General features: G+C 68.1%; 19 protein-coding genes and 5 pseudogenes. 16 read left to right on the top strand and 8 right to left on the bottom strand.

All coding sequences use genetic code 11. From position 1 onward, the window contains the following. Positions 1–95 precede the first annotated feature (95 nt). A complete protein-coding gene (locus ACQ858_RS19280) occupies positions 96–1,061 on the bottom strand; it encodes a Bug family tripartite tricarboxylate transporter substrate binding protein (protein ID WP_431274181.1) in 966 nt (321 codons plus the stop codon). A 115-nt stretch (positions 1,062–1,176) separates the two neighbouring features. Then, entirely contained in the window at positions 1,177–1,440 is a 264-nt protein-coding gene (locus ACQ858_RS19275; RefSeq protein ID WP_431274180.1) for a hypothetical protein, read from the bottom strand. Positions 1,441–1,786: 346 nt separating this feature from the next. Here ACQ858_RS19275 and kdpF point away from each other — a divergent pair, with 346 nt between their 5' ends. The 6 genes and pseudogenes from kdpF (at position 1,787) to kdpE (ending at position 9,971) form a co-directional block, all read left to right on the top strand. Beyond that, positions 1,787–1,885 carry a K(+)-transporting ATPase subunit F gene (gene kdpF / locus ACQ858_RS19270; protein WP_093162476.1) on the top strand — a complete coding sequence of 33 codons (99 nt, stop codon included), beginning with the start codon at positions 1,787–1,789 and terminating at the stop codon, positions 1,883–1,885. 2 nt (positions 1,886–1,887) lie between these two features. Next, positions 1,888–3,690 carry a potassium-transporting ATPase subunit KdpA gene (kdpA, locus tag ACQ858_RS19265; RefSeq protein ID WP_431274179.1) on the top strand — a complete coding sequence of 601 codons (1,803 nt, stop codon included), beginning with the start codon at positions 1,888–1,890 and terminating at the stop codon, positions 3,688–3,690. 8 nt (positions 3,691–3,698) lie between these two features. Then, the gene (gene kdpB, locus ACQ858_RS19260) at positions 3,699–5,792 is read left to right on the top strand and encodes a potassium-transporting ATPase subunit KdpB (RefSeq protein ID WP_431274178.1); all 2,094 of its coding nucleotides are present in this window, start codon (positions 3,699–3,701) and stop codon (positions 5,790–5,792) included. A 10-nt stretch (positions 5,793–5,802) separates the two neighbouring features. Further along, entirely contained in the window at positions 5,803–6,381 is a 579-nt protein-coding gene (gene kdpC, locus ACQ858_RS19255; RefSeq protein ID WP_431274177.1) for a potassium-transporting ATPase subunit KdpC, read from the top strand. A gap of 158 nt (positions 6,382–6,539) precedes the next feature. Further along, positions 6,540–9,274: pseudogene (locus tag ACQ858_RS19250) on the top strand (DUF4118 domain-containing protein). Positions 9,275–9,278: 4 nt separating this feature from the next. Continuing rightward, entirely contained in the window at positions 9,279–9,971 is a 693-nt protein-coding gene (gene kdpE, locus ACQ858_RS19245; protein WP_431274176.1) for a two-component system response regulator KdpE, read from the top strand. A 12-nt stretch (positions 9,972–9,983) separates the two neighbouring features. On the opposite strand, the pseudogene ACQ858_RS19240 reads toward kdpE, so the two are convergent. Further along, positions 9,984–10,819: pseudogene (locus ACQ858_RS19240) on the bottom strand (DMT family transporter). Here ACQ858_RS19240 and ACQ858_RS19235 point away from each other — a divergent pair. Next, positions 10,731–10,985, top strand: a pseudogene (locus ACQ858_RS19235) (hypothetical protein); the annotation flags it as partial. The pseudogenes ACQ858_RS19240 and ACQ858_RS19235 sit on opposite strands and share 89 nt — an antisense overlap. Positions 10,986–11,115: 130 nt before the next feature. Further along, the gene (locus ACQ858_RS19230; RefSeq protein ID WP_431274175.1) at positions 11,116–11,655 is read left to right on the top strand and encodes a pseudouridine synthase; all 540 of its coding nucleotides are present in this window, start codon (positions 11,116–11,118) and stop codon (positions 11,653–11,655) included. Between the two features lie 52 nt (positions 11,656–11,707). Here the strand turns inward: ACQ858_RS19230 and ACQ858_RS19225 are convergent, their stop codons facing one another. Then, positions 11,708–12,193 carry a DUF3761 domain-containing protein gene (locus ACQ858_RS19225; protein WP_431274174.1) on the bottom strand — a complete coding sequence of 162 codons (486 nt, stop codon included), beginning with the start codon at positions 12,191–12,193 and terminating at the stop codon, positions 11,708–11,710. 165 nt (positions 12,194–12,358) lie between these two features. On the opposite strand from ACQ858_RS19225, the gene ACQ858_RS19220 reads away from it, so the two are divergent. The 5 genes and pseudogenes from ACQ858_RS19220 (at position 12,359) to htpG (ending at position 17,982) form a co-directional block, all read left to right on the top strand. Further along, entirely contained in the window at positions 12,359–13,018 is a 660-nt protein-coding gene (locus tag ACQ858_RS19220; RefSeq protein WP_431274173.1) for a response regulator, read from the top strand. Continuing rightward, on the top strand, positions 13,015–14,367 hold the full coding sequence (locus ACQ858_RS19215) for a sensor histidine kinase (protein WP_431274172.1): 1,353 nt from the start codon (positions 13,015–13,017) through the stop codon (positions 14,365–14,367). The genes ACQ858_RS19220 and ACQ858_RS19215 overlap by 4 nt, the downstream gene beginning before the upstream one ends. 69 nt (positions 14,368–14,436) lie before the next feature. Further along, positions 14,437–14,775: a hypothetical protein gene (locus ACQ858_RS19210; RefSeq protein WP_431274171.1), complete on the top strand. Its 339-nt coding sequence runs from the start codon at positions 14,437–14,439 to the stop codon at positions 14,773–14,775. Between the two features lie 58 nt (positions 14,776–14,833). Next, positions 14,834–15,878: pseudogene (locus ACQ858_RS19205) on the top strand (ABC transporter substrate-binding protein). A gap of 64 nt (positions 15,879–15,942) precedes the next feature. Beyond that, positions 15,943–17,982 (top strand): molecular chaperone HtpG, encoded by a 2,040-nt coding sequence (gene htpG / locus ACQ858_RS19200; RefSeq protein ID WP_431274170.1) that lies wholly within the window; start codon positions 15,943–15,945, stop codon positions 17,980–17,982. Between the two features lie 46 nt (positions 17,983–18,028). Here htpG and ACQ858_RS19195 read toward each other — a convergent pair whose 3' ends face one another. Continuing rightward, positions 18,029–18,871 carry a DMT family transporter gene (locus ACQ858_RS19195; RefSeq protein WP_431274169.1) on the bottom strand — a complete coding sequence of 281 codons (843 nt, stop codon included), beginning with the start codon at positions 18,869–18,871 and terminating at the stop codon, positions 18,029–18,031. A gap of 231 nt (positions 18,872–19,102) precedes the next feature. Between ACQ858_RS19195 and ACQ858_RS19190 the strand changes: the two genes are divergently transcribed. After that, the gene (locus ACQ858_RS19190; protein ID WP_431274168.1) at positions 19,103–19,876 is read left to right on the top strand and encodes a DUF2189 domain-containing protein; all 774 of its coding nucleotides are present in this window, start codon (positions 19,103–19,105) and stop codon (positions 19,874–19,876) included. Between the two features lie 120 nt (positions 19,877–19,996). On the opposite strand, the gene ACQ858_RS19185 is transcribed toward ACQ858_RS19190, so the two are convergent. From ACQ858_RS19185 to ACQ858_RS19175, 3 genes and pseudogenes are all read right to left on the bottom strand, one after another. Beyond that, the gene (locus tag ACQ858_RS19185; RefSeq protein ID WP_431274167.1) at positions 19,997–21,127 is read right to left on the bottom strand and encodes a CaiB/BaiF CoA transferase family protein; all 1,131 of its coding nucleotides are present in this window, start codon (positions 21,125–21,127) and stop codon (positions 19,997–19,999) included. Positions 21,128–21,150: 23 nt separating this feature from the next. Next, complete coding sequence (locus ACQ858_RS19180) at positions 21,151–22,077, bottom strand: Bug family tripartite tricarboxylate transporter substrate binding protein (protein WP_431274166.1); 927 nt, start codon at positions 22,075–22,077, stop codon at positions 21,151–21,153. Positions 22,078–22,166: 89 nt separating this feature from the next. Next, positions 22,167–23,887, bottom strand: a pseudogene (locus ACQ858_RS19175) (acyl-CoA dehydrogenase family protein). A gap of 107 nt (positions 23,888–23,994) precedes the next feature. On the opposite strand from ACQ858_RS19175, the gene ACQ858_RS19170 reads away from it, so the two are divergent. Next, positions 23,995–24,885: a LysR substrate-binding domain-containing protein gene (locus ACQ858_RS19170; protein ID WP_431274165.1), complete on the top strand. Its 891-nt coding sequence runs from the start codon at positions 23,995–23,997 to the stop codon at positions 24,883–24,885. Between the two features lie 404 nt (positions 24,886–25,289). Further along, positions 25,290–26,204: a hypothetical protein gene (locus ACQ858_RS19165; RefSeq protein WP_431274164.1), complete on the top strand. Its 915-nt coding sequence runs from the start codon at positions 25,290–25,292 to the stop codon at positions 26,202–26,204. The last annotated feature ends 61 nt before the right edge of the window (positions 26,205–26,265 follow it).

The raw sequence follows: 26,265 nt of genomic DNA, 5'->3' as shown, positions 1-26,265 counted from the left end.
CGTTCCAGAAACCCCGCGGAACCGGCTCTGCCGGGCCGCTGGGGTTGCCCCCTGCAAGGGGGTGGAGAGCGACACGAAGTGCGCGAGCCTGGGGGTTACTCAATGGTTGCGCCGGAGGCTTGAACGATGCCCTTCCACTTCTGGTAGTCGTTCTTCAGCAGCGTGCCGAACTGCTCCGGCGTCATCGCCTGCGGCTCGGCGCCCTGGCCGATGATCGCGTCCTTCATCTCCTGCGTCGCGAGCAGCTTGTTCACTTCGGCGTTGACCTTGGCGACAATGTCCTTCGGCGTGCCGGCCGGCATGAAGAGGCCGTACCAGGTGCTGACGTCGAAGTCCTTGTAGCCCAGCTCGGCCACGGTCGGCACATCGGGCAGCGAGCTGCTGCGGCGCAGCGAGGTCACCGCCAGCGGGCGCAGCTTGCCCGACTTGATCTGGGCCATCGCCGATGGCACCGACGACACCATCAAATCGACGTTGCCGGCCAGCACGTCCATCATCGCGGCGTTCGAGCCCTTGTAAGGCACGTGCCGCAGCTTGATGTTGGCCGCGCTCTTGAAGATCTCGCCCGCGAGGTGAATCGTGGTGCCGTTGCCCGGCGAGCCGTAGGTGATCGCATCGGGCTGCGCGCGCGCCGCATCGACCACGTCGGCCAGCGTCTTGAACTTCGATTCGGTGCGGGTGACGATGATCACCGGCGTGTAGGCCACGTGCGCGACGGCGACGAGGTCCCTGGTCGGGTCGTAGCTCAGGTTCTTGTAGAGCCACGGCGCGACGACCAGGTTGTCCTTTTGGCCCATGACCATCTCATAGCCCGAGGGCGCGGCGCGCGCCGCTTCGGCGATGCCGATGGTGCCGCCCGCGCCGGCGCGGTTGTCGGCCACCACGGTCCACTTGCTGGCTTCGGTGAGCTTGTTGGCCACCAGCCGCGACAGGATGTCGGTGCCGCCGCCGGGCGGGAAGGGCACCACCAGGCGGATGGGCTTCGTGGGATAGGTGTCGGCGTGTGCGGTGGCGGCAAAGGCCAGCGCCAGCGCGCAGAGGGTGAGCAGCTTTCGGATCATGGGTGTCTCGTCGTGGATTGGCGCCGTGTTCCGGCGCACGAAGCGCCGGAGTGTGCCGGAGCGAGACCGCCCGAGCGCTCTCGATTCGAGATGGCCGCCGTCTCGAATCAAGAGCTCAGTGGATGGTCGGCGGGCCCAGATCCTCTTCGGGATCGACGTAGGCCGTGACGATCGGCGCGGCGCCGGGGTCCCCGCCACGCGCATCCGCTCGGCGCTGCAGCGCCTCGATGCCGGCCATCATGGCCGCGCCGTAGGTCGGCATCGGCCCCGCGGCCGCATCGACGGGCTTGCAGTCGGCGCCGTCCTGCTTCTGCAGCACCCAGTAGAAATGGCCGGCGATGGGTTCGTCGACCACCAGTGCAATCGCTTCGCTGTCCATGATGTTCCCTTTCCACAGGTCGCGGAAAGAGGTTGTACGCATCCGGCGGAGGACGGGGTATCAACGAAATCACACTCCCGCGCACGCCATTGCAACAGCGGCGGCTTGCGTGAAAAACGCAACGCACCGTCGGTACGCCCGCGCGGTATTTACGCTTTCTTTACGGGCCCGCGTCGAGTCTGTTCCCCCTTTTACGCACGCCTGCCGAGACTGACGGCCATGTCTCGCACAGAGGAGTGAATCGAATGGACATCGTGTGGTTGGCTGCGCTGGCGGCTTTCTGGGCCGCCATGGTGGCGATGGTGGCCGGGCTGATCCGGCTCGAAACGCCGCGGAGGGCGCGGCCATGATCAGCCTTGAAATCCTTTACGGGTTCGGCGGCCTCGTCGCCGTGATCCTGTTCGCGTACCTCGTGTTCGCGCTGATCTGCGCCGAGGAGTTCTGATCGTGAACACCTCCGCCTGGGCCCTGCTGGGCCTCTATCTCGTGGTGCTCGGCGTGCTGGCATGGCCGCTCGGGCGCTACCTTGCGGCCATGTGCGAAGGGCGGCTGCCGCGCTGGATGCAGGCGGCCGAAGCGCCGCTCTACCAGCTCGCGGGGACGTCGCCCGAGCGGTCGATGCACTGGCGCAGCTACGCCATCGCGCTGCTCGCCTTCAACACGCTCGGCGCGCTGGCGGTGTATGCGCTGCAGCGGCTGCAGGTCTGGCTGCCGCTGAATCCGGCGGGCATGGCGGCGGTATCGCCGGACTCGGCCTTCAACACCGCGGTGAGCTTCGTCTCCAACACCAACTGGCAGGGCTATACGCCCGAGTCGACGATGAGCTATCTGACGCAGATGCTCGGACTCGCGGTCCAGAACTTCTTCTCCGCGGCCACGGGCATCGCGGTCGCGTTCGCGCTGGCACGCGGGTTTGCGGCGCGCAGCACCGACGGCAAGGGCTTCGTCGGCAACTTCTGGGTCGACATCACGCGCATCACGATGTGGCTGCTGGTGCCGATCTCCTTCGTGCTCGCGATCTTCTTCGTGGGCCAGGGCGTGATCCAGAACTTCGATGCCTACAGGACGGTGACCACCCTCGAGGCCACGGCCTATCAGAACCCCAAGCTCGACGCTGCGGGCCAGCCGGTCAAGGATGCTGCGGGCAATCCGGTGACGGAAGATGCGACCACCGCGACGCAGACGCTCGCGATGGGCCCCGTGGCTTCGCAGGAGGCCATCAAGATGCTCGGCACCAACGGCGGGGGCTTCTTCAACGCCAATTCGGCGCACCCCTACGAGAACCCGACGGCGCTCGCCAATTTCGTGCAGATGCTGGCGATCTTCCTGATCCCGGCCGCGCTGTGCTTCGCGTTCGGCCGCGTGGTCGGCGACCTGCGCCAGGGCTGGGCGGTGCTGGCGGCGATGACGGTGATTTTCGTCGCCGCGGTCGTCGTGGTGATTCCGGCGGAAGAGGCCGGCAACCCACTGCTGGGTGTGCTCGGCGCGGACCAGGCGGCCAGTACATGGCAGTCGGGCGGCAACATGGAAGGCAAGGAGGTGCGCTTCGGCATCGCTGCGTCGGGCCTCTTCGCCGCGATCACCACCGCGGCTTCCTGCGGCGCCGTGAACGCGATGCACGATTCGTTCACGCCGCTCGGCGGCATGGTGCCGATGGTGCTGATGCAGCTCGGCGAAGTCGTCTTCGGCGGTGTCGGCACCGGCCTCTACAGCATGCTGATCTTCGCGATCCTCGCGGTGTTCATCGCGGGGCTCATGATCGGTCGCACGCCGGAGTACCTCGGCAAGAAGATCGAAGTCCACGAGATGAAGCTGACCTCGATCGCGATCCTCGTCACACCGATCCTCGTGCTGGCGGGCACGGCCATCGCGGTGATCGCGGATGCGGGCAAGGCGGGGATTGCCAATCCGGGGGCGCATGGCTTCTCCGAGATCCTCTATGCGCTCACCTCGGCCGCCAACAACAACGGCAGCGCGTTCGCCGGCCTGTCGGCCAACACGCCCTTCTATAACGGGCTGCTCGCGCTCGCGATGTGGTTCGGCCGCTTCGGCGTGATCGTGCCGGTGCTCGCGATCGCGGGCGCGCTGGCGGCCAAGAAGCGCATCCCCGTCACCGCCGGGACCATGCCCACGCATGGGCCGCTGTTCGTCGCGCTGCTGATCGGCACCGTGCTGCTGGTGGGCCTGCTCAACTACGTGCCCGCGCTGGCCTTGGGCCCTGTCGTCGAGCACCTGATGCTCTGGAAGTGATCAACGACATGAAAACGCAGACTTCCCTTTCCCTGTTCGACGCCGCGCTCGTCAGGCCGGCGCTCTGGGCCGCAGTCACCAAGCTGAGCCCGCGCGTGCAGTGGCGCAATCCGGTGATGTTCATCGTCTACATCGGCAGCATCCTCACGACGGTGCTGTGGGCGCACTCGCTGAGCTTCCCCGGCGACACCGGCATGCCGCCGGCCTTCGTGCTCGCGGTGTCGATCTGGCTGTGGTTCACCGTGCTCTTCGCCAACTTCGCCGAGGCGCTGGCCGAGGGCCGCAGCAAGGCGCAGGCGGCTTCGCTGCGCGGCCTGCGCAAGGACACCTGGGCCAAGAAACTGGCCGAGCCCGACCACGGCGGCAAGTGGCTGCCGGTGAAATCGACCGACCTGCGCCGCGGCGACGTGGTGCTGGTCGAGACGCACGACGTGATCCCGCTCGACGGCGAAGTGATCGAAGGCGTGGCCTCGGTCGACGAGAGCGCGATCACCGGCGAATCCGCACCGGTGGTGCGCGAATCGGGCGGCGACTTCTCGGCCGTCACCGGCGGTACGCGGGTCCTGTCGGACTGGCTGGTGGTGAGCATCAGCGTGAACCCGGGAGAATCCTTCCTCGACCGCATGATCGGCATGGTCGAAGCCGCCAAGCGCCAGAAGACGCCGAACGAGATCGCGCTGACCATCCTGCTGGTGGCCCTGACGATGGTGTTCCTGGTCGTCACCGCGACGCTGCTCCCTTACTCGGTGTTCAGCGTCGGCGCGGCGGGCGCGGGCACGGTGGTGTCGCTCACGGCGCTGGTCGCGCTGCTCGTGTGCCTGATCCCGACCACCATCGGCGGGCTGCTCTCGGCGGTCGGCGTGGCCGGCATGAGCCGCATGATGCAGGCCAACGTGATCGCCACCTCGGGCCGCGCGGTCGAGGCGGCGGGCGACGTCGACGTGCTGCTGCTGGACAAGACCGGCACCATCACGCACGGCAGCCGCCAGGCCAGCGCCTTCATCACCGCGCCCGGCGTGTCGCAGGAACGCCTCGCGCGCGCCGCGCTGCTGGCATCGCTGGCGGACGAAACGCCCGAGGGCCGCAGCATCGTGGAACTCGCGCGGCGCGGCGGCACGACCGACGCGCCGGTCGAAGGGGCGCATGTGGTCCCCTTCACCGCGCAGACGCGCATGAGCGGTGTCGATCTTCCGGCGGCATCGAACAGCCTCGACGTGCAGCCGATCGTGCTGCGCAAGGGCGCGGTGGATGCGGTGCGCCGCCACATCGAAGTGCTCGGCGGCGCGATGCCGGCCGTGCTGGCGGATGCGGCGGACGCGGTCGCACGGCGTGGCAGCACGCCGCTCGCGGTGGCCGAGGGCGAGCGCGTGCTCGGCGTGGTCGAGCTCAAGGACATCGTGAAGACCGGCATCCGCGAACGCTTCGCCGAGCTGCGCCGCATGGGCATCAAGACGGTGATGATCACCGGCGACAACAAGCTCACCGCCGCCGCGATCGCTGCCGAAGCCGGTGTCGACGACTTCCTCGCCGAAGCCACGCCCGAGGACAAGCTCAGGCTGATCCGCGGCTACCGTGCCGACGGCCGACTCGTCGCGATGACCGGCGACGGCACCAACGACGCGCCCGCGCTTGCGCAGGCCGACGTCGCGGTCGCGATGGGCAGCGGCACGCAGGCCGCGAAGGAGGCGGGCAACATGGTCGACCTCGATTCCAATCCCACCAAGCTGCTCGAAGTGGTCGAGACCGGCAAGGCGCTCTTGATGACGCGCGGCTCGCTCACCACCTTCTCGATCGCCAACGACGTCGCGAAGTACTTCGCGATCATCCCGGCGATCTTCATCTCGACCTATCCGCAGCTGGGGGCGCTCAACGTGATGCGGCTCGCGAGCCCGTCATCGGCGATCCTGTCGGCGGTGATCTTCAACGCGGTGGTGATCGTGTTCCTGATCCCGCTCGCATTGAAAGGCGTGCGCTACCGGCCGGTGGGTGCGGCGTCGCTGCTGCGCCGCAACCTCGCGATCTACGGGCTCGGCGGACTGATCGTTCCCTTTATCGGCATCAAGTTGATCGACTGGCTGCTGGTGGCAGTGGGCCTGGTCTGAGGACATTCAAATGAAAGACATCTTCCGTCCCACCGTCGTGCTCTTCGTGCTGCTCAGTGCGATCACGGGCATCGTCTATCCCCTCGCCGTGACCGGCGTCGCGCGCAGCGCGTTTCCCGAACAGGCGGCCGGCAGCCTCGTCGTGCGCGATGGCAAGCCGGTCGGCTCGACGCTGATCGGCCAGAACTTCACCGACCCGAAGCACTTCTGGGGGCGCCCTTCGGCCACCGCGCCGATGCCCTACAACGGCGGCGCATCGGGCGGCGCCAACCAGGGGCCGCTCAATCCGGCGCTGGCGGACGCGGTCAAGGCGCGCATCGAGGCGCTGCGCGCAGCCGACCCGGGCAACGACGTGCCGGTGCCGATCGATCTGGTCACCGCCTCGGCGAGCGGTCTCGATCCGGACATCAGCCCGGCCGCCGCGCGCTACCAGGCGCCCCGCATCGCGCGCGCCCGCAACCTGCCGGTGGAGCAGGTGCTGGCGATGATCGATGCGCGCGCCGAGAAGCCGCTATTCGGCCTGTTCGGCGAACCGCGCGTGAACGTCCTGGCGCTCAATCTCGCGCTCGATGCGCAACCTGCGCCTTGATGAAGCCCACCCCCAGCCTCGCCCACTGCGTGTGGCTCTGCACCCCCTCAAGGGGGCGCACCCCGCGGCCCGGCCAAGCCGGTTCCGCGGGTGCTCCCGCATGGCCTGCTCGGCTTGACCGGGTGCTTCGGTCGATGCGGTAACCTGCCATCGACCCCATGAACGACGACGCCCGCCCCGACCCCGACGTGCTGCTTGCGCAATGGCGCGCGGAAGAGGAGCGAGCGCGGCGCGGGCGGCTGCGCATCTACTTCGGCGCCAGCGCGGGTGTCGGCAAGACCTGGTCCATGCTCAGTGCCGCGCAGCGGGAGCGCACCGCCGGCCGCGATGTGGTGGTCGGTGTCGTCGAGACCCACGGCCGCAGCGAGACGGCCGCCTTGCTCTCCGGGCTGGAGGTGCTGCCGCTTCGCAGCGTGAGCCATCGTGGCCGCACGCTCGTCGAATTCGACCTCGATGCCGCGCTCGCGCGCAAGCCGGCGGTGTTGCTGGTCGACGAACTCGCGCACACCAACGCGCCGGGTTCGCGCCACGCCAAGCGCTGGCAGGACGTGGAGGAACTGCTCGCTGCAGGCATCGATGTGTGGTCGGCGCTCAACGTCCAGCATCTGGAGAGCCTCAACGGCACGGTCGGCGCGATCACCGGGGTGCGTGTGCACGAGACGGTGCCCGACTCGGTGCTCGACGAAGCCGACGAGGTGGTGCTGGTCGACGTCACGCCCGACGAGCTCACGGCGCGGCTCGCCGCCGGCAAGGTCTACGTGCCGCACCAGGCCGAGCGTGCGGCGCAGAACTTTTTCCGCAAGGGCAACCTGATCGCGTTGCGCGAGATCGCGCTGCGTCGCACCGCCGAGCATGTGGAGGACGACGTGCGCAACTGGCGCGTCGAGCAGTCCGGCCCGCTCGGCGAGTCGGGCCCGCCAGCCTGGAACACCTCCGGCGCGATCCTCGCCTGCGTCGGCCTGGACGAAGGCGCTGCGCAGACGGTGCGCACCGCTGCGCGGCTGGCCGCGCAGCTCAACGTGCGGTGGCATGCGGCGTATGTCGAAACGCCGCGCCTGCAGCGGCTCGACGCGGCCCGGCGCGACCGCATCCTCGCCGTTCTCAAGCTCGCCGAAGGGCTGGGTGCGGAGACCGCGGTACTGACCGGCGAGGACATCGCCGCAGCGCTCGCCGCACAGGCGCAGCGGCTCAACTGCGCGACGCTCGTGGTGGGCCGCAGGGCGTCCGCGACCGGCTGGGCGCGCTGGTGGCCGGCGCCTGCGCTCGCGCGCCGGCTTGCGCGCGACGCGCCGGGCCTGGACATCGTCGAAGTCGCGCGGGTCGAGAGTTCGCGGCGCCTGTCGAACGGGCCGGTGGGTGCGCGGCGTGCCGATTCGCCGATGGAAGATCGTCCGCGCGCACGCTGGCCCGGCTATGCGTGGGCGGTCGCGATCAGCATCGCGGTCACGCTGCTGGCGGCGCCGCTGGTGGGCGTGCTGGAGCTGGCGAATATCGTGATGCTGTTCCTGCTCGGCGTGGTCGGCGTCGCGATGCGCTTCGGCCGCGGTCCGGCGGCGCTGTCGGCGCTGCTCAACGTCGCGGCTTTCGATTTCTTCTTCGTTCCGCCGCGCCTGTCGTTCGCGGTGGGCGATCTCCAATATGTGCTGACCTTCGCGGTGATGCTCGGGGTCGGCCTGCTGGTGGGACAGCTCACCGCGGGGCTGCGCTTCGCCGCGAGCGTCTCGGCGAGCCGCGAGCGGCGTGCGCAATCGCTCTTCGAGCTCACGCGCGAGCTGTCTGCGGCGCTCGAAAGCAGCCGGTCGCGGCGCTCGGCGCTGCGGCGGTGCAGGGGCACTTCGGCGGTCGCGCGCTGGTGCTGGCGACCGACGCGAACGATCGGCTCGTGATGCCGCCGGATGCCCCGCCCGGCTTCGATGCCAGCGTGGCGGACTGGGCCTTCCGCCACGGGCAACCCGCCGGCCTCGCCACTGCGACGCTCGCCGCACAGCCCTGGCACTACGTGCCGCTGAAGGCGCCGATGCGCGTGCGCGGCGTGCTGGCGCTCGAACCGGCACAGCCGCGCTGGCTGCTCATCCCCGAACAGGCGCAACAGCTCGACACGCTCGCGCGGCAGATCGCGATCGCGCTCGAACGGGTGCACTACGTCGACGTCGCCCAGCAGGCGGTGGTCGAGATCGAATCGGAGCGCCTGCGCAATGCGCTGCTCGGCGCGATCTCGCACGACGTTCGCACGCCGCTGACGGCGCTGATCGCGCTCGCGGAATCGCTGCAGACGCTGCCCGAAGGCGACGAGCAGCGCGAGGCCGCGCGCGCGATCGTGCGGCAGGCGCATCAGCTGCACGCACTGGTCAGCAACCTGCTGGACATGGCCCGGCTGGAAAGCGGCATCGCGGGCGGCGCGGTCAACCTGCGGCGCGAGTGGCAATCGGTCGAAGAGGTCGTGGGCTCCGCGATCCGCGCCGCACGGCCGGCGCTCGGCGACATGGCGGTGCAGACCGATCTGCCGTCGGACCTGCCGCTCGTCGAATTCGATGCGGTGCTGATCGAGCGCGTGCTGGTCAACCTGCTGGAAAACGCGGCCAAGTACGGTGCGCCGCCTGTCGTCGTCAGCGCGCGTGCGCCCGAAGGCTCGCTGGTGCTCGCCGTGCGCGACCACGGTCCGGGCCTGCCTGCTTCGCTGAAGGGCCGCGAGCAGACGCTGTTCGACAAGTTCACGCGCGGCCAGGCCGAATCGGCGACGCCGGGTGTCGGGCTCGGCCTCGCGATCTGCAAGGCGGTGGTGAGCGCGCACGGCGGCCAGATCGCGGCGGCGAACGCGGAAGGTGGCGGGGCAGAATTCATGGTCACGCTGCCGCGCCGAACCCCACCTGAACCTGCCGAAATCTCGCTCTGAAGCCATGCCCAGCCCCACCGCCATCGTGATCGAGGACGAGCCGCAGATCCGCCGCTTCGTGCGTGGCGCGCTGGAGGCCGAAGGCTGGCAGGTGCACGAGGCAGGCACCTTGCGCGACGGGCTTGCCGCGGCCGGGACGCGCCAGCCCGACCTGCTGGTGCTCGATCTGGGGTTGCCCGATGGGGATGGCGTGAACCTCATCCGCGACGTCCGCGGCTGGTCGGGCGTGCCGATCATCGTGCTCTCGGCCCGCAGCGACGAGGCGGACAAGATCGCCGCGCTCGATGCCGGCGCCGACGACTATCTCACCAAGCCCTTCGGCACGGGCGAGCTGCTCGCGCGCGTGCGCGCCAACCTGCGCCGGCCGCGCGCCGCAGCCGGCGGCGAAGAGCCCGAGCCGGTGTTCCGCTTCGGCGAGGTCGAGGTCGATCGCGCCGCGCGGCTGGTGCGCCGTGCGGGCGTGGAGGTGCATCTCACGCCGACCGAATACCGGCTGCTGTCGGTGCTCGTCGCCAACGCGGGCCGCGTGCTTACCCAGCGGCAGTTGCTGCGCGAGGTGTGGGGGCCGTCGCACGGCGAGCAGAGCCACTACCTGCGCATCTACATGGGCCACCTGCGGCAGAAGCTCGAAGCCGATCCGGCGCAGCCGCGCCACCTGCTGACCGAGACGGCGGTGGGCTACCGGCTGGTGGCCTAGGGTGAACACGCCCTAACGGCTGCGCGCCAGCAGCACGATCGCCACGCCGCCGAGCACCAGCACCGACGCGACCAGCAATCTGAGGCTCGCGGATTCGCCGAGGAACGCGACGCCGCCGAAGGCCGCGATCACCGGCACGCTGAGCTGCACCGTCGCGGCGCTGGTCACCCTGAGCTCACGCAGGGCGGCGTACCAGATCACGTAGCCGAGCCCCGAGGTGAGCGTTCCCGACGCAACTGCATAGGCGATGCCGGCCGGGCTCCAGCGCATCGACGACAGCATCGCGGCGCTGACGATCAGCGCCATCGGCGCGGAGCGCGCGAAGTTGCCGGCGGTCACCTGCGTCGGATCACCCGTCCCCCTGGCGCGCAATGAATAGACCGCCCACGCGATGCCCGCCACGATCATCAGCAGCGCGCCCTGCAGCGGCGGCGCCGCGATCCCCGGCAGGAGCAGGAAGACCAGCCCGCCCACCGCCAGCACGAAGCCGGTCGCCTGCCAGCGCGAGAACTTCTCCCCTTCGAGAGCCCCCGGCCGAGCATGCTGATCTGCACCGCCGCGAACAGCAGCAGCGCGCCGGTGCCGGCCGGCAGGCTGATGTACGCGAAGGAAAAGGCCTCGGCGTAGGCGAACAGGGCGAGTGCCGACAGCCATCCGCCCGCGAGCCGCCGGGGCTGTGGGGCGGATTGCCGCGACGCGATCACCCAGAGCACCAGCGCGCCGGATGCCAGCCGCACCGACGTGAAGGTGGCGGCGTCGATGCCCGTGTGCTGCAACGCGAGCCGGCACAGCAGCGAATTGCCGGCAAAGGCCAGCATGGCGACCGAAGTGAGGAGGGTGATGTTCATCCGGAGGCGATTGGAACATCGCCGCACGGATGGCGGAAAATCGCCGCAACCGAGCCCGCCGATCCTCATGCCCGACACCCCCGCACCTTCCCGCCTCAACAAACGCATGGCCGAACTGGGCCTGTGCTCGCGCCGCGAGGCGGACGACTGGATCGCCAACGGCTGGGTCAAGGTCAACGGCCAGGTGGCGGAGATGGGCGTCAAGGTCACGCCGGCCGACCGTATCGAGGTCGACCGCAAGGCGCAGAGCCAGCAGCAGCAACAGGTGACGATCCTGCTCAACAAGCCGGTCGGCTATGTCAGCGGCCAGTGCCGAGGACGGCCACGATCCGGCGGTGGTGCTGGTCAGTTCGCGCACGCACTGGCGCGAAGACACGAGCCGGCACCGCTTCTCGCCGCAGCAGCTCAAGGGACTGGCGCCGGCCGGCCGGCTCGACATCGATTCGGTGGGGCTGCTGGTGTTGACGCAGGATGGCCGCGTGGCGCGGCAGCTCATCGGCGAGGACTCGTCGATGGAGAAGGAATACCTCGTGCGCGTGTCCTACGGCACGGTGGCGCAGAACACGCAGGCCGCGTTCCCGCGCGAACAGCTCGCGAAGCTGCGCCACGGCCTGAGCCTCGACGGCCAGCCACTGAAGCCCGCGCGTGTCGACTGGCAGAACCCCGAGCAGTTGCGTTTCGTGCTGACCGAAGGCAAGAAGCGGCAGATTCGCCGCATGTGCGAACTCGTGGGCCTCAAGGTCGTCGGCCTGAAGCGCATCCGGATCGGCAACGTCGTCCTCGGCAACCTGCCCGTGGGCCAGTGGCGCTACCTCGCCCCGAACGAGCGCTTCTGACCGAGGCCAGGAACCCCGCGGAACCGGCTTCGCCGGGCCGCCGGGGGTGAACTCAGCTACAAGCCTTGTTGTGCGAGGCGTGCATGCCCTTGGCCTTGGCGTCTGCCTCGGTCATGTATTCGCCCTTCTTGGTCTTGCCGTAGTAGCGGTCGCCCATGCAGTGGTAGACCTTGGTCTCGTCGTTGGCCCAGACCTTGCCCGCGCCGCCGCCGGGTGCCGCGGTCATCTTCGACGTATCGGACGCCGCGGGCGCCTTGGCGGCGGGTGCCGCAGTCGGGGCGGCGGGAGCGCCCGCCGGCGCCGCTGCTGCCGGCGCAGCCGCAGCCGTACCTGCCTTGGCGTCGGCCTTGCCGTACCAGGTCTTGATGCCCTTGTGGCCGCGGCACGCGCCCGACTTGGTGTCGGGCGAGGCGTAGCTTCCATCCTTGCACTGCACCGTGGTGCCGGCCGGCGCATCGGCCGGGAGTTGTTGCGCCTGGGCGCCCAGCGCGGCCAGCAGGCCGGCGCCGAGCAGTACAGCCTTGAGTTGGAACTTCATTCCGATTTGCTCCTGATGCCATGTGTGGACAGACACCCCCATGTTCTGGATCCAATCCCAGCAGAAGCTGACCAAATGCCGAGATCGCTCGTCGGCCCACTCATGCAAGGCTAAGAAAACGGGCGTAGCCTCCGGACAGCTGTGTTCCCGCCACAAGGAGACCCCGTGCGCGCATTGCTCGTGGAAGACGACGAAATGATCGGCCGCAGTCTCTCGCATGCGCTTGACAACGCCGGCTGGTCGGTCGATTGGGTGCGCGACGGCGCATTGGCGCACAGCGCGCTGGCCGACGGTGGCTACACCTGCGTGCTGCTCGACATGGGGCTGCCCAAGCTCGACGGCACCGAAGTGCTGCGCCGCGCCCGCAAGCGTGGCGATGCGACGCCGGTGCTGGTGCTGACCGCGCGCGACGGGCTCGACGAGCGCGTCGAGACGCTCGACCTCGGTGCGGACGACTACCTGCTCAAGCCCTTCGAACTGCGCGAACTGCTCGCGCGCATGCGTGCCGTGGTGCGGCGGCGCGACGGCGCGGCGCATTCGGTGATCGGCACCGCCACGCTGCAGCTCGACCTGACCACGCGCGACGTGATCGTCAACGGCGTGCGCGAGGTGCTCACCGCGCGCGAGTTCGCGCTGCTGCACGCGCTGCTGGAGCGGCCCGGTGCGATCCTCTCGCGCGAGCAGCTCGAGGACCGCATCTACGGCTGGGGCGAGGAAGTCACGAGCAACGCGATCGATGTGCTGATCCACGGCATGCGGCGCAAGCTCGGTGCGGAGGCGATCCGCAACGTGCGCGGCCTGGGCTGGCGCGTCGTGCCGGCGTGAGCCCCCGCTTCAGACTCCGCTCCCTGCGCAGCCGCCTGCTTCTGTGGCTGGTGGCCCTGTATCTCGTGGCGATCGCGGCCACGGTGTGGTTTTCCTATGGGGCCTACGGGCGCCTGGTCAACAACTTCATGGATGACCAGATGCGCCTCCTGGCCGAGTCGCATGTGAGCCACCATCGCCCGCCGCCGCTGCAGTCGGTGACCGGCGACGACGTGATCCGGCGCGGCGCCTTCGTCGTGCAGGTCTGGAGCGGCGACGGCAGCACGCTGCTCGGCTCGTCCTGGCCCGGGCTCGAGATGCCGCTGCAATCCGACGCCGGCTTCAGCGACGTGCGCGCCGGCCCGCGAAACGAGGATGCATGGCGCGTCTTCACCGCCGAGCCGGGCGCCCGGACCGACATGCCGCGCGTGCAGGTGGTGCAGAACGACGGCTTCCGCCGCAACCGCATCGTGCGCCGCGCCTTGCTGGAGAGCCTGCCGATCCTCCTGATGCTGCCGGTCACGCTGTTGATGCTGCTCCTGATCGTCTCGGCGGCTTCGCGTTCGCTGCGTGCGGTCGCGCGCGACGTGGCGGCGCAGGAAGTGGGCGACACGGCCGAAGTGGCGTCCGCGCGCGTGCCGGAGGAGATCGCGCCGCTGGTCGATGCCCTCAACAGCGTGCTCGGGCGGCTGCGCGGCGCCTTGTCGACCCAGCGCCGCTTCATGCAGGACGCCGCGCATGAACTGCGCACACCGATGGCGGCGATCCGGCTGCAGATCGAGAACCTGCGAGGCCACGTCCCGGCCGGCGACGCGGCGGAGCGCTTCGCGCAGCTCGAAGGCGGCGTGGAGCGGGCGCAGCATCTCATCGAGCAGTTGCTGCGGCTGTCGCGGCAGGACGGGGCGCCACCTGCCGCGCGCGGGCCGGTCGACGTCGCCGCGCTGCTGCGCGACAGCGTGGGACAACTCATGGTGCTGGCCGACCAGCGCCGCGTGGACGTGGGCTTCGAAGGCCGCGTCGCCCCGCTGGTGTCCGCGCCGCCGTCGGAGCTGCGCAGCGTGTTCGACAACCTCATCGACAACGCGGTGCGTTACGCGCCCGAGGGCGGCGTGGTCGACGTCCGGCTGCACATGGTGGATGGCCAGCCGGTGGTGGACGTGCTGGACGATGGCCCCGGCATCCCGGCGGAGCAGCTCGAGCGAGTGTTCGACCGCTTCTTCCGCATCGCGGGCTCGGCCGCCGGGGGCAGCGGGCTGGGCCTTGCCATCGCGCGCACCGCGGCCTTGCGCAACGGGCTTCGCATCGTGCTCGCGAACCGCGCCGACGGCCCGGGTCTGCGGGCGCGTGTGTACCTGCCAGCCTCATCCTGAGCTCATTCTTCGCTCACGCCGGCCTCAGACGGGCTGCCTAGAGTGGCAGGGTCACTTCAGGAGACCCTCATGCATGCTTCCACCAAGGCGCTCGCGCTCGGAACCTTCGCGGCCCTTGCGGCCTTCGCTTCGTTCAGCGCGAGTGCGCAGTCCGACGGCTCCGACTATCGGCCGATGCAGACGACCAACACCACCTTGATGCCCGAAGTCGCCGCCGGCGCGATGTCCGCGGCCCGTCCGACCGGCACCGAGGCGGTCGGTCAATCGACCAGCGCACCGATGCCCTCCGGCCAGCTCTCGCGCGCCGAGGTGTACAAGGGCGCGGTCGAAGCGGCACATCCGCTGCAGACCGAGGCGATCGGCCAGTCGACCGGCATGGCCGGGATCACCGGCGGCGCACCGCACTGACCCTGATCCAGCGCGCAGCGCGAGACGCTATCCTGCGGTTTCCTTCGTGAAACCCGGGATGGCCCCATGCACTCTCGCGCCCAGACGAACCCTTGCCGCCGTTGGGGCGTTGCTCGGACTCCTCGCGGCATCGAGCGCGGGAGCGCAAGGGACGGTGAATGCGCTGTGCAGCACCGACGCGAGCTGGTGCGAGGCCGCGGCGGCCGAATTCACGCGGGCCACCGGCATCCGTGTGCTGCAGGCGCACAAGGGCACCGGCGAGATCGCGGCGCAATTGCGCGCCGAAGCGGCCAATCCCAAGACCGACATCTGGTGGGGCGGCACGGGCGATCCGTTCCTGCAGGCGGCCGAGCAGGGGCTGCTCGAACCCTACCGGCCGGCCTACATCAACGACCTCTACGACTGGTCGGTGCGCCAGTACGCGATGTCGCAGAACATGGTCGGCGGCTTCTACACGAGCGCGATGGGCTTCGGCTTCAACACCGACGTGCTGAGGAAGAAGAAGCTGCCCGAGCCGCGCTGCTGGGCCGACCTGATCAAGCCCGACTACAAGGGCGAGATCGAAATGTCGCACCCCGCGACCAGCGGCACGGGCTACACCATCCTGGCCGGACTCGTGCAGCTCATGGGCGAGGACCAGGCCTTCGACTACCTGAAGAAGCTCCACCGCAACACCACCGCCTACACCCGCAGCGGCCAGTGCGCAGGCGCCGAACGTGGCCAAGGGTGAGGTCGCCATCGGCATCAGCTTCATCTTCGGCTTCGACCGCTGGCGCTACGACAAGTACCCGGTCAAGTCCGTCGCGCCGTGCGAAGGCACCGGCTACGAGATCGGCGGCATTGCGCTGGTGAAGCGCGCGCGCAACAAGGCCAACGCGATCCGCTACTACGACTGGCTGATGAGCCCGGCCGGTCAATCGGTCGGCGCCAAGGCCGGCAGCCTGCAGTCGCCGGCCAACAAGACCTTCAAGCCCGATCCGCGCATTCCGTCGATGAGCGACGTGCGGCTCATCAAGTACGACTTCGAGAAGTACGGCAGCGCGGCCGAGCGCAAGCGGCTGATCGACCGCTGGACGCGCGAGGTGGAGTCGCAGCCGCGTTGAAGCGGCGGTAAAGTCGTCGGTTCGCCGAATGCGGCGTGTTTTCCATCAGATTGCCATTCGCGTCATGACCATTTCCAAGACCAAACTCCCCTTCCAGGCTGAAGTCGCGCAACTGCTTCACCTCGTCACGCATTCGCTCTACTCGAACAAGGAGATCTTTCTGCGCGAGCTGATCTCGAACGCATCGGACGCCTGCGACAAGCTGCGTTTCGAGGCCATCGACCAATCCGCGCTCTACGAAGACCAGCCCAATCTCGAAGTTCGCGTGTCCTTCGACCCGGGCGCCAAGACCATCACCATCGCCGACAACGGCATCGGCCTGAGCCAGCAGGAAGCCATCGACAACCTCGGCACCATCGCCAAGAGCGGCACGCGCGAGTTCATGAGCAAGCTCTCGGGTGACCAGAAGGCCGACGCGCAGCTCATCGGCCAGTTCGGCGTGGGCTTCTACTCGGGCTTCATCGTGGCCGACAGGATCACCGTCGAATCGCGCCGCGCGGGTCTGCCGGCGGCCGAAGGCGTGCGCTGGGTCAGCGCCGGCGCCGGCGACTTCGAGGTCGACAGCATCGACCGCCCGCAGCGCGGCACCAGCGTCACGCTGCACCTGCGCGACGACGCGGACGAGTACCTCAACGCGTGGAAGCTCAAGTCGGTGATCGGCAAGTATTCCGATCACATCTCGCTGCCCATCCTCATGGAGAAGGAGGAATGGAAAGAGGGCGAGGACAACAAGGGCGGCTCCATGGTCAAGACCGGCGAGTGGGAGACCGTCAACCAGGCGAACGCCCTCTGGAGCCGCCCGAAGAAGGACATCAGCGAAGAGCAGTACGTCGAGTTCTACAAGAACATCAGCCACGACTACGACGCGCCGCTCGCCTGGAGCCACAACCGCGTCGAAGGCAACACCGAGTACACGCAGCTGCTCTACATCCCGGCCAAGGCGCCGATGGACCTCTGGAACCGCGACAAGCATGCGGGCGTGAAGCTCTACGTCAAGCGCGTCTTCATCATGGACGATGCCGAAGCGCTGCTGCCGAGCTACCTGCGCTTCGTCAAGGGCGTGATCGATTCCGCCGACCTGCCGCTCAACGTGAGCCGCGAGCTCTTGCAGGAAAGCCGCGACGTGAAGGCCATCCGCGAAGGCAGCACCAAGCGCGTGCTCGCCATGCTGGAAGACCTCGCGAAGAAGCAGAAGACCGGCAGCGAAAGCGGCGAAGGCAAGATCGACGTCGGCTCGGGCGAATCCGTGCCGTCGCCCGAGCCGACCGAGGGTGTGACGGACGTGGTCGACAAGCACGCCCAACCCACGCCGGCCGCCGAGGCCGCCGCGGAATTCGCGGACGAATCGGGCAAGTACGCGAAGTTCTACGCCGAGTTCGGCGCGGTGCTCAAGGAAGGCCTGGGCGAGGACTTCGTCAACCGCGACCGCATCGCGAAGCTGCTGCGCTTTGCGTCGACCACCAGCGACACCGTGAGCGTGAGCCTGGCCGACTACAAGTCGCGCATGAAGGAAGGCCAGGACGCGATCTACTACATCACCGCCGACACGCTGGCGGCCGCCAAGAACAGCCCGCAACTCGAGATCTTCAGAAAGAAGGGCATCGAGGTGCTGCTGATGACGGACCGCGTCGACGAATGGGCGCTCAACTACCTCACCGAGTTCGACGGCACGCAACTGCAGAGCGTGGCCAAGGGCGCGGTCGACCTGGGCAAGCTGCAGGACGAGGCCGAGAAGAAGGCGGCCGAGGAAGCGGCCGAATCCTTCAAGCCGGTGCTCGATCGCCTCAAGGAAGCGCTCAAGGACAAGGCCGAGGACGTGCGCGTCACCACGCGCCTCGTCGATTCACCGGCCTGCCTGGTGGTGCAGGACGGCGGCATGAGCACCCAGCTCGCGCGAATGCTCAAGCAGGCCGGTCAGCCGGCGCCGGAAGTGAAGCCGGTGCTCGAAGTCAATGCCGAACACCCGCTCGTGAAGAAGCTGGAGACCTCGGCGCACTTCGACGATCTGGCGAACATCCTGTTCGATCAGGCGCTGCTCGCCGAAGGTGGCCTGCCGGCCGATCCGGCGGCCTATGTGAAGCGCGTGAACGCACTGCTGGCCTGAGGCAGTGCGCCTGGCCGATCGACGCCGAAAGGCGTTCGGTCGGCGCTCAGAGCCGCCCGATCGCCGGTCGGCCATTCAGCCACACGGTTCCGATGCCGCCCAGCCCGATGAGGCAGATGCCCGCGACCGCCCACAGGTCCGGTGCGTGGGCGAACAGCAGCCACCCGATCGCCGTCGCGAAAACGATCTGCGCGTAGGCGAAGGGCATCAGCACCGACAACGGCGCAACCCGCACCGCGCCAGCCATGCAGACATGGCCCGTGGTGGCGAACGTGCCCATCAGCAGCAACAGCGCCCACTGCTTGCCGCTCGCGAGGCGAAGCGTCGGCGCGATATCGAGCGGAAGCGCCCACAGCACCACGCCGAGCACCGACGTCACGAGCAGAGCGGACAAGAAGTTCGTGACGATGAGATCGTCCGCACTGGCGATGCGGCGCGTCACCAGCTGGAAGGCCGCATAGCAGAGCGCACTGGAGATGGGCAACAGCGCACCCCAACCCAGGGCACCCGCGCCTGTCGGCCGCACGACGGCCAGCATGCCGACCACGCCGAGCGCGACCATGGCCCAGCGCGCCGGCGAGACGGATTCCTTGAGCACGAGCGCGCTCAGCACGGTGGTCGCCACGGGCGCGAGCAGCATGAGTGCGGTGAACTCGGCCAGCGGGAGACGTTGAACGCCGTAGAAGGACGCCGCCGAATTGAGGAGCAGCAAGGCGCCACGAAGACACTGCAACGCGGGAACCCGGCTCCGGATCTTCCTCGGTCCGCCCCGAAGCAAGTGCCATCCCGCCATGGTGGCGGTCTGGAACATGTAGCGCACCCAGAGCAGGATCAGCACGGGAATCGATCCGCCGAGGTACTTGATGGTCGCGTCGCTGCCAGCGAACATGCACGTGGTCAGGAGGACAAGCCCGATGCCGGCGCTTAGATCTGGGGCTTTTGGGGCCTTGTTCGTGGGGGACATTCCGGGGGAGGTGAGGTGATCGCAGGCGGCGCATCGCGATCACGTCGGCGCCTGGCCCCGCATTATCTCCGCCTTGATTGGCGTCAAGCCGCGGCGATGCGAATGGACTATGCTGCTCACAGTGCCGGTGGCACGGCTTTCGCGAAGGAGTGTGCGATGGAACACCCGCTCGACAGTCAATTCCCCCTGGTGGCGCCCGCGGTGCGCCAGGTTGGCCTGCTGCGGCCCTTTGCCTGGCTGTGGATGGGCGTACGGGATCTGGCGTTCCGTCCCGGCGCGAGCTTCGGCATCGGTGCGGTGGTGACGGTCCTCGGACTCATCCTGACGACGGTGACCTGGCAGGCCACCTACCTCGCGCCGGCGCTGCTCGGCGGATTCCTGCTGGTGGCCCCTTTCATCGCGATGCCGCTGTATGCGCTGTCGCGCCAGCGCGAGCAGTCCGCCGCGCCGGACACGCCACGGGCCTTCCGCGCGTGGGAAGGCAACGGCGATTCGATTGCGCTGTTCGGCCTGATGCTTGTGCTGGCGTACGTGGCCTGGGAGCGCCTGGCGGCCATCGTCTTCGCACTGTTCTTCACCGAGCAGGTGCGGCAGGTGCCGCATCTGCCTCCGGCGCTGCTCCTGTCGGGCCAGCCGGCCAGTCTGGTGCTTGCCTTCCTCGCGGTGGGCGCCGGAGTGGCAGCGCTGGTCTTCGCGCTCGGTGTCGTCAGTGTGCCGGCACTGATCGATCGGCCCGTGGACGTGATCACCGCGGCGCTGACCAGCCTGCGATGCTGCGCCCGCAATCCGGGCGCCATGCTGCTGTGGGCGGCGTTGATCGCGACCCTGACGGCTCTGGGCTTCGCGACATTCATGCTCGGGCTCATCGTGATCTTCCCGTGGCTCGCACATGCGAGTTGGCACGCCTACCGCGAGATGGTTGACACCTGATCCCGGCGCGGTGAAACGGCCTTGAAGAAGGAGACTGCCCAGCTGGAGCCTTCGTCGCCAGATGCCCGGCCGATACCGGCCCGGCATCACGCGCGACCCCGCTTTTCTCCCTGAGGTTCTCTACTTGTCGAGGAACTGATCTCCCGGCGTCAGCGGCGCATGCCGGTAGGTCGCCGGCGTGCGGCTCAGCTTGACCGGGGAGCCGATACCGCGGTAGCCGCCTTCGAGTTCGACCACCATGCCGCGATGCGCGGTGTGCGGATGCGTGAGCGCCGCCTCCACCGGCAGCACCGGCGCGGCGGGCACGCCGGCCGCCATCAGCGTGTCGACCAGCGCGCGGCCGTCGAAGTCGGCAAGCGCGGCTTCGAGTTGCTGCTTGAGCGCGTCGCGATGGATCGAGCGCTGGCCGGCGGTGGCGTAGCGCGGGTCTTCCGAAAGCGCCGGCCGCCCGATGCACGCGCAGAAGCTCGCGAACTGACGGTCGTTGCCCACTGCGACGAAGATCGGATCGGTGCGCGTCTTGAGCGCGTCGTAGGGATAGATGTTCGGATGTGCGTTGCCGGTGCGCTTCGGTTCGGTGCCGTCCATGAACCAGTTCGCCGCATGCGGATGAAGCAGCGAGAGCCCGCTGTCGTACAGCGCCGCCTCCACGAACTGGCCGCGGCCGCTGCGCTGGCGTTCATTGAGCGCGAGCAGCACACCGATCACCGCATTGAGGCCGGTCACCATGTCGACCACCGGCAGGCCCACGCGCAGCGGGCCGCCGTCGGCTTCGCCGTTGATGCTCATGATGCCGGTCATCGCCTGCACCGCCGCGTCGTAGCCGGGCAGGGCGCCCAGCGGACCATCCGCACCAAAGCCCGACACCCGGCACCAGACGAGGCGCGGGAATCGCTTCGACAACGCCTCGTAGCCGATGCCCCAGCGCTCCATCGTGCCGGTCTTGAAGTTCTCGATCAGCACGTCGGCCTCGGCGACCAGCGCCAGCAGCGCCTCGCGCCCCTCGGGCGAGCCGAGGTCCAGGTGCTGGATGCGCTTGTTGCGATTGAGCCCGTGGTAGTACGACGCCACGCCATCGCGGAAGGGCGGGCCCCAGGTGCGGGTGTCGTCGCCTTGCGGCGGCTCGACCTTGAGCACGTCGGCGCCGTGGTCGCCGAGGATCTGGCCGCAATACGGGCCGCCGAGGATGCGCGAGATGTCGAGCACGCGCACGCCTGCGAGCGCGCCGGTGGGCCGGGCATTAGTGGTCATGAGGTCTCTCTCCTTGGCCTGTGTCAGTCGAGCTGCGCACCGGACTGCTTGACCACCGACGCCCACATGCTCATCTGCGCGGGGATGAACTTGGCAAGGGCGTCCGGCGACGTCGACGGCGCGGGTTCGAGACCCTGGCTCGCGAACTGCTGCTTCACCTTCGGCGACGCGAGCACCTTCGCGAAGGCCTCGTTGAGCTTCTTCACGCGGTCCGGCGGCGTGCCGGCGGGCGCGACGATGCCGAAGAACACGCTCACGTCGTAGCCCTTCAGGCCCTGCTCGGCGAGCGTGGGGACGTCGGGCAGCGCCTGCGAGCGCTCGGCGGTGGTCACGCCCAGGGCGCGCAGCTTGCCGGTCTTCACGTAGGGCATGGCGGTGAGCACGTCGGTGAAGCTCATGCTCACCTGCCCGCCCAGCAGATCGGTCAGCGCGGGGCCGGTGCCCTTGTACGGGATGTGCTGCAGGTCGACGCCGGCCATCCCGTTGAACAGCACGCCGGCGAGGTGCGACGAGGCGCCATTGCCCGATGATGCGTAGCTCAGCTTGCCCGGATGGCTCTTGGCGTAGGCGATCAGCTCCTGGACGTTCTTCGCCGGCACCGAGGGATTCACGACCAGGATGTTCGGCAGGTGGCCGACCTGGATCACCGGGGCGAAGCTCTTCGACGGGTCGTAGTTGATCTTGCGGTAGAGGCTCGAATTGATCGCGAGCGGCCCCGAGGTGCCGAACAGCAGCACATAGCCGTCGGCCGGCGCGCGCGCGACGAACTCGGCGCCGATGTTGCCGCCGGCGCCGCCGCGGTTCTCCACGATCATCGTCTGGCCGATGACCTCCTTGATTTCGGCGGCGAGCGTGCGCGCCATCGCGTCGGTCGGGCCGCCCGGCGGGAAGGGCACGACCAGCATCAGGGGCTTGTCGGGAAAGCTGTCCGCGTGGGCCGCCGGCACCATGGGCAATACCGAGGCGCAGGCGATGAGAAGGGGGCGAGGAATCTCTTCATGGGTTGTCTCCTTTGTTGTGTTCGGGAAATGCGCGGCGCTCAGGCCGTGACGAGCGCCGGTGCGGTCGCCGCCTTGGCGGTGGACCAGTCGGCCGGCACCGCATCGGGCGTGAGCGGATCGCGCGGCAGCACGCGGTGCAGCAGCACCAGTTGCGCCCACTCGACGCGCTGCGCCGAGCCGGTGCGCGCGCCTTCCCAGGCCATCGCGATCGCGCTGCAGGTGTGATAGAGGGCCGACGCGGCCTGGCGCGCGATGACGTCGCCGCCTTCCTGCGTGGCGGTCGCGGCCAGCGCGGAGGCGCGGGCCAGTGCATCGCGCAGGGCGGTTGCGAAGGCCGGCGCGACCGTGGCTTCTTCGAGCAGTTGGCCGAAGTGCGCCTGCAGCGCCGCCAGCGAATCCTCGCGCTTGATCGCGCGCAGCACGTCGAGCGCGACGATGTTGCTCGTGCCTTCCCAGATCGAACCCAGGTGCGCGTCGCGCACGAGGCGCGGATCGGACCATTCCTCGATGTAGCCGCAGCCGCCGCGCACTTCCATCGCATCGCCGGTCACCTTGCGCGCATCGCGGCAGGCGCGGAACTTGATGAGCGGCGTCAGGATGCGCAGCAGCGGATAGGCGGCCTTGTCGCCGTCATCGGAGCGCGCGAGCGCCAGCGCGGTCTGGAACACCATCGTGCGCGCCTGCTCGGCCGGCAGGCGCAGCTTGGTGAGTTGACGCTGCATCAGCGGCATGTCGGCGAGGCGCTTGCCGAAGGCGCGGCGTTCGCTCGCGATGTATTCGGCCTCGGCGACCGCGCGGCGCATCAGGCCGGCGGCGCGCACGCCGTTCGACAGGCGCGAGTTGTTGACCATGTCGGCCATCTGCACGAAGCCGCGGCCGGGTTCGCCGACCAGGTAGGCCACCGCGTCTTCGAGGCGGATCTCGCCGCTCGCCATCGAGCGCGTGCCCAGCTTGTCCTTCAGACGGATGATGCGGTAGTGGTTGGCGCTGCCGTCCTCGAGCTGGCGCGGCAGCAGGAACAGCGACACGCCCTTCATGCCAGCGGGCGCGCCATCGGCCCGGGCCAGCACCATCGCGAAGTCGGCGTCGGGGTTGGAGCAGAACCACTTGTCCCCGGAAAGGCGCCACTGGCCCGCCTCGTCCTGCCAGGCGCGCGTGACCGTGGCAGCGATGTCGGAGCCGGCGGCCTGCTCGGTCATGAACATCGCACCCTGCGCGAGCGTGTCGAAATCGAGCGAGGTGAGGCGGCCGATGAAGCGTTCGACGAGTTCGGGGCTGCCGAACTTCTTGAGCGTGCGCGTGAGCGAGTCGGTCATCGAGACCGGGCAGCACAAACCGAACTCGGCCTGCACGAAGAGATAGGTCAGCACGTACTTGACCAGCGGCGGCAGCTTGCCCTTCCAGCCCAGCGTCTCCTCGCGGTGAGAGATCGCGGCCAGGCCGAACTCGCTCAGCGCGAGGCGCTCCATCTCGACGTAGGCCGGATGCTTGATCACTTTCTGGTCGTCGATGCCGGTGCGGGTGCGCAGCTTCAAGGTCGGCGGGTTGCGGTCGGCGGTCTGCGCCAGTTCGTCGAGGGGCCGCCGGCCAGCGCGCCGAGGCGCTCGAAATGCGGCTGCATGTGCCGCGCCAGGTCGGGCGGCAGGTACAGCGCGATGAGCTTGTGCAGCTCGGTGTCGGCGGTGAATAGGTTCTGCCCGTGGCGGTCGGGCACGGGGTGGGCGGCGGTGTCGCCGGTCTTCGCTGCGGTGCTGGACATGGCTCGTCTCCTTTGAGGGGCGAATTGTTCGAGCGCGGGTCGATTCTTGTCCAATATCAAATAGGTCTTGATTGATCCTATTTGCCTATCGTGGGAGACTGCGCCGCATGGAACTGCGACATCTGCGCTACTTCGTCGTGCTCGCCGAGGAGCTGCATTTCGGCCGCGCCGCGCGCCGGCTCTCGATCTCTCAACCGCCACTGAGCGTCGCGATCCGGCAGCTGGAGGAGTCCGTCGGCGCGCGCCTGTTCGACCGCAACAGCAAGGAGGTGCACCTGACCCCGGCCGGCGAGGCGCTCGAGGCCTCTGCGCGTGCGTTGCTGCGACAGGCCGAGGAGGCCGCGCTCGAGGCGCGCGACGTCTCGCAAGGCTCGGCCGGCCGCCTGCGCATCGGTTTCGTCGGTGCGATGCTGTACCGGGGCCTGCCGCAGGCGCTGCGCAAGTTCCAGGCGAAGCACCCGGCGGTGCGAATCACGCTGTCGGAACTCAATTCGGGCGAGCAGATCGCCGAACTGCTGCACGACCGGCTGGACTTCGGCTTCGTGCACACGAGCCGCATGCCCGCGGAGCTCCGGCACTTGCTGCTGATGTCCGAGCCGTTCGTCGCCTGCCTGCCCGTCGGTCATCGCCTTGCGCGACGGCGTACGGTGCCCACGGCGAGCCTTCGCGACGAACCTTTCGTGCTGTTCTCGCGCAATGTGTCACCGGACTATCACGAGCGCATCCTCGCCATCTGCGCGGATGCCGGTTTCCGGCCCGAGGTGCGTCATGAAGTGCGCCACTGGCTGTCGGTCGTGTCGCTGGTCTCGCAGGGGATGGGCGTCGCGCTGGTGCCCAGTGCGCTTCACCATTCGGCGCTGCGCGGCGCGGTCTTCCGGCCGCTGGAGGAACAGGTCGCGCAGTCGGAGTCGTATTGCGTCTGGCGCGACGGGCCGGAGAACGCGGTGGTGCAGGCCTTTCTGCGCACGGTGCAGGCCGGTCGTTCGGTCGGAGGCTGACGAGCGATCAGCCTCAGGCGTAGAGTGGCTCCTCGGCTTGCTGCCGAAGGTAGCTTCCGCGACGACCAAGATCGGCTTTTCCCCTCTCCGCCGACGTTGATGCGTCCCGCTTGTCGAAGCGTCGCATGCGGCCGCGCCGGGTGTTTTGGCTATGCAGATCTCTCTTAAAAACTGACCCGCGACTGACCACGAATGACCACTTCCGCGTTACATTCGAATGTAACCAGTAGTTCATTTGAGGGTCGGAGATGGATGGAGTGGAACTGTCGGTCCGCCAGGGCCGGGAAAGTCGTGCGCCTGTCCGGTGTGCGTTGGCGAGTTGTGCGGCGGTCTTGATACTGGCTGCGTGTGGCGGAGGCGGAGGCGGAGGCGGAGGCGGAGGCGGAGGAGCGGCGCTTGCTTCGGTGCCGTCCGGTGCCGCTAGTCAGGGCCAGATAGGCACCGATGCCAATGGTGGGCAATCAAGCCTTGCAACCGATTTAAATAACTCCCCGGGCAGCAGCACCTCAGGAAATACGACGCCAGGTGAATCGGTAGGATCTGGTTCGAATCAGGGCCCAGGAGCGTTTACCAAATACACATTCAAGATCGGGCCGCTTGTAAGCTACTTTGATCCAGACGTGGCTCGAAAGGTCTTGGCCGCTTTGGCGATGCCAGAATTAAAGGGCTATGAATACCAGCCGCTGGCAAGCCCGGTGTACGTTAAGACCGATCCGGGAGTGGAATACACATACTGGCTTGGCACCAGAAGCGAGATGAACAGCATCGACAGCCAAACGGAAATAGTTTCTCTCGCATTTGACGGAACGGGGCCTGTTGTGTTCAGAAGGCCTGTTGTTCCTGAGTCATTCGTATATGAGACTACTTTGATCGACCCTCAACCACTGGACCAACTTTTGAACCGGCTGAAAGTGGCCGGTCGGCAAGGTTTTTGTAAAATTACCGGATTCGACGGGGCCAATTGGCGCCTCTCAAGACGCATCGAAGCGAACTCGGCGTCCTGCGACTTCCAAGAATGGCTTACAGATCATCCTGTGGGTGACGAGGAGGCTCTCCAGAAGATACGCGAATTTGGTGCAGCGGGCTATAAGCATTTTATCAACAATTACTATGTTCGCGACACCACCCAAAATGCCCGCTACATCTATGAAGTCGTGGATCAGCCGCCTTTGGCTAATATGACTGTACAGGAGCGAGTCGCCATTTACAATAAAATGGGTGCAACTGGGGCGCTTTCCTATTCTTCTATGTTGGACCCAAATAAGACGATGTATCGGCGGGTCTTGGATTGCACCCGTCGTTGGTTTTGTGGGTGGTAATCTCCTAGAGAAGCTGGAGAAAGTCTTCTTCCGGCCGAACTGTGCCCCACAGCGGCAATGC

The sequence above is a fragment of the Variovorax ureilyticus genome (genome assembly GCF_050632185.1).
Lineage (GTDB): Bacteria > Pseudomonadota > Gammaproteobacteria > Burkholderiales > Burkholderiaceae_C > Variovorax > Variovorax ureilyticus_A.
Note: the sequence above shows the minus strand (reverse complement) of the source record. Positions and strands in the feature narration are given on the sequence as shown.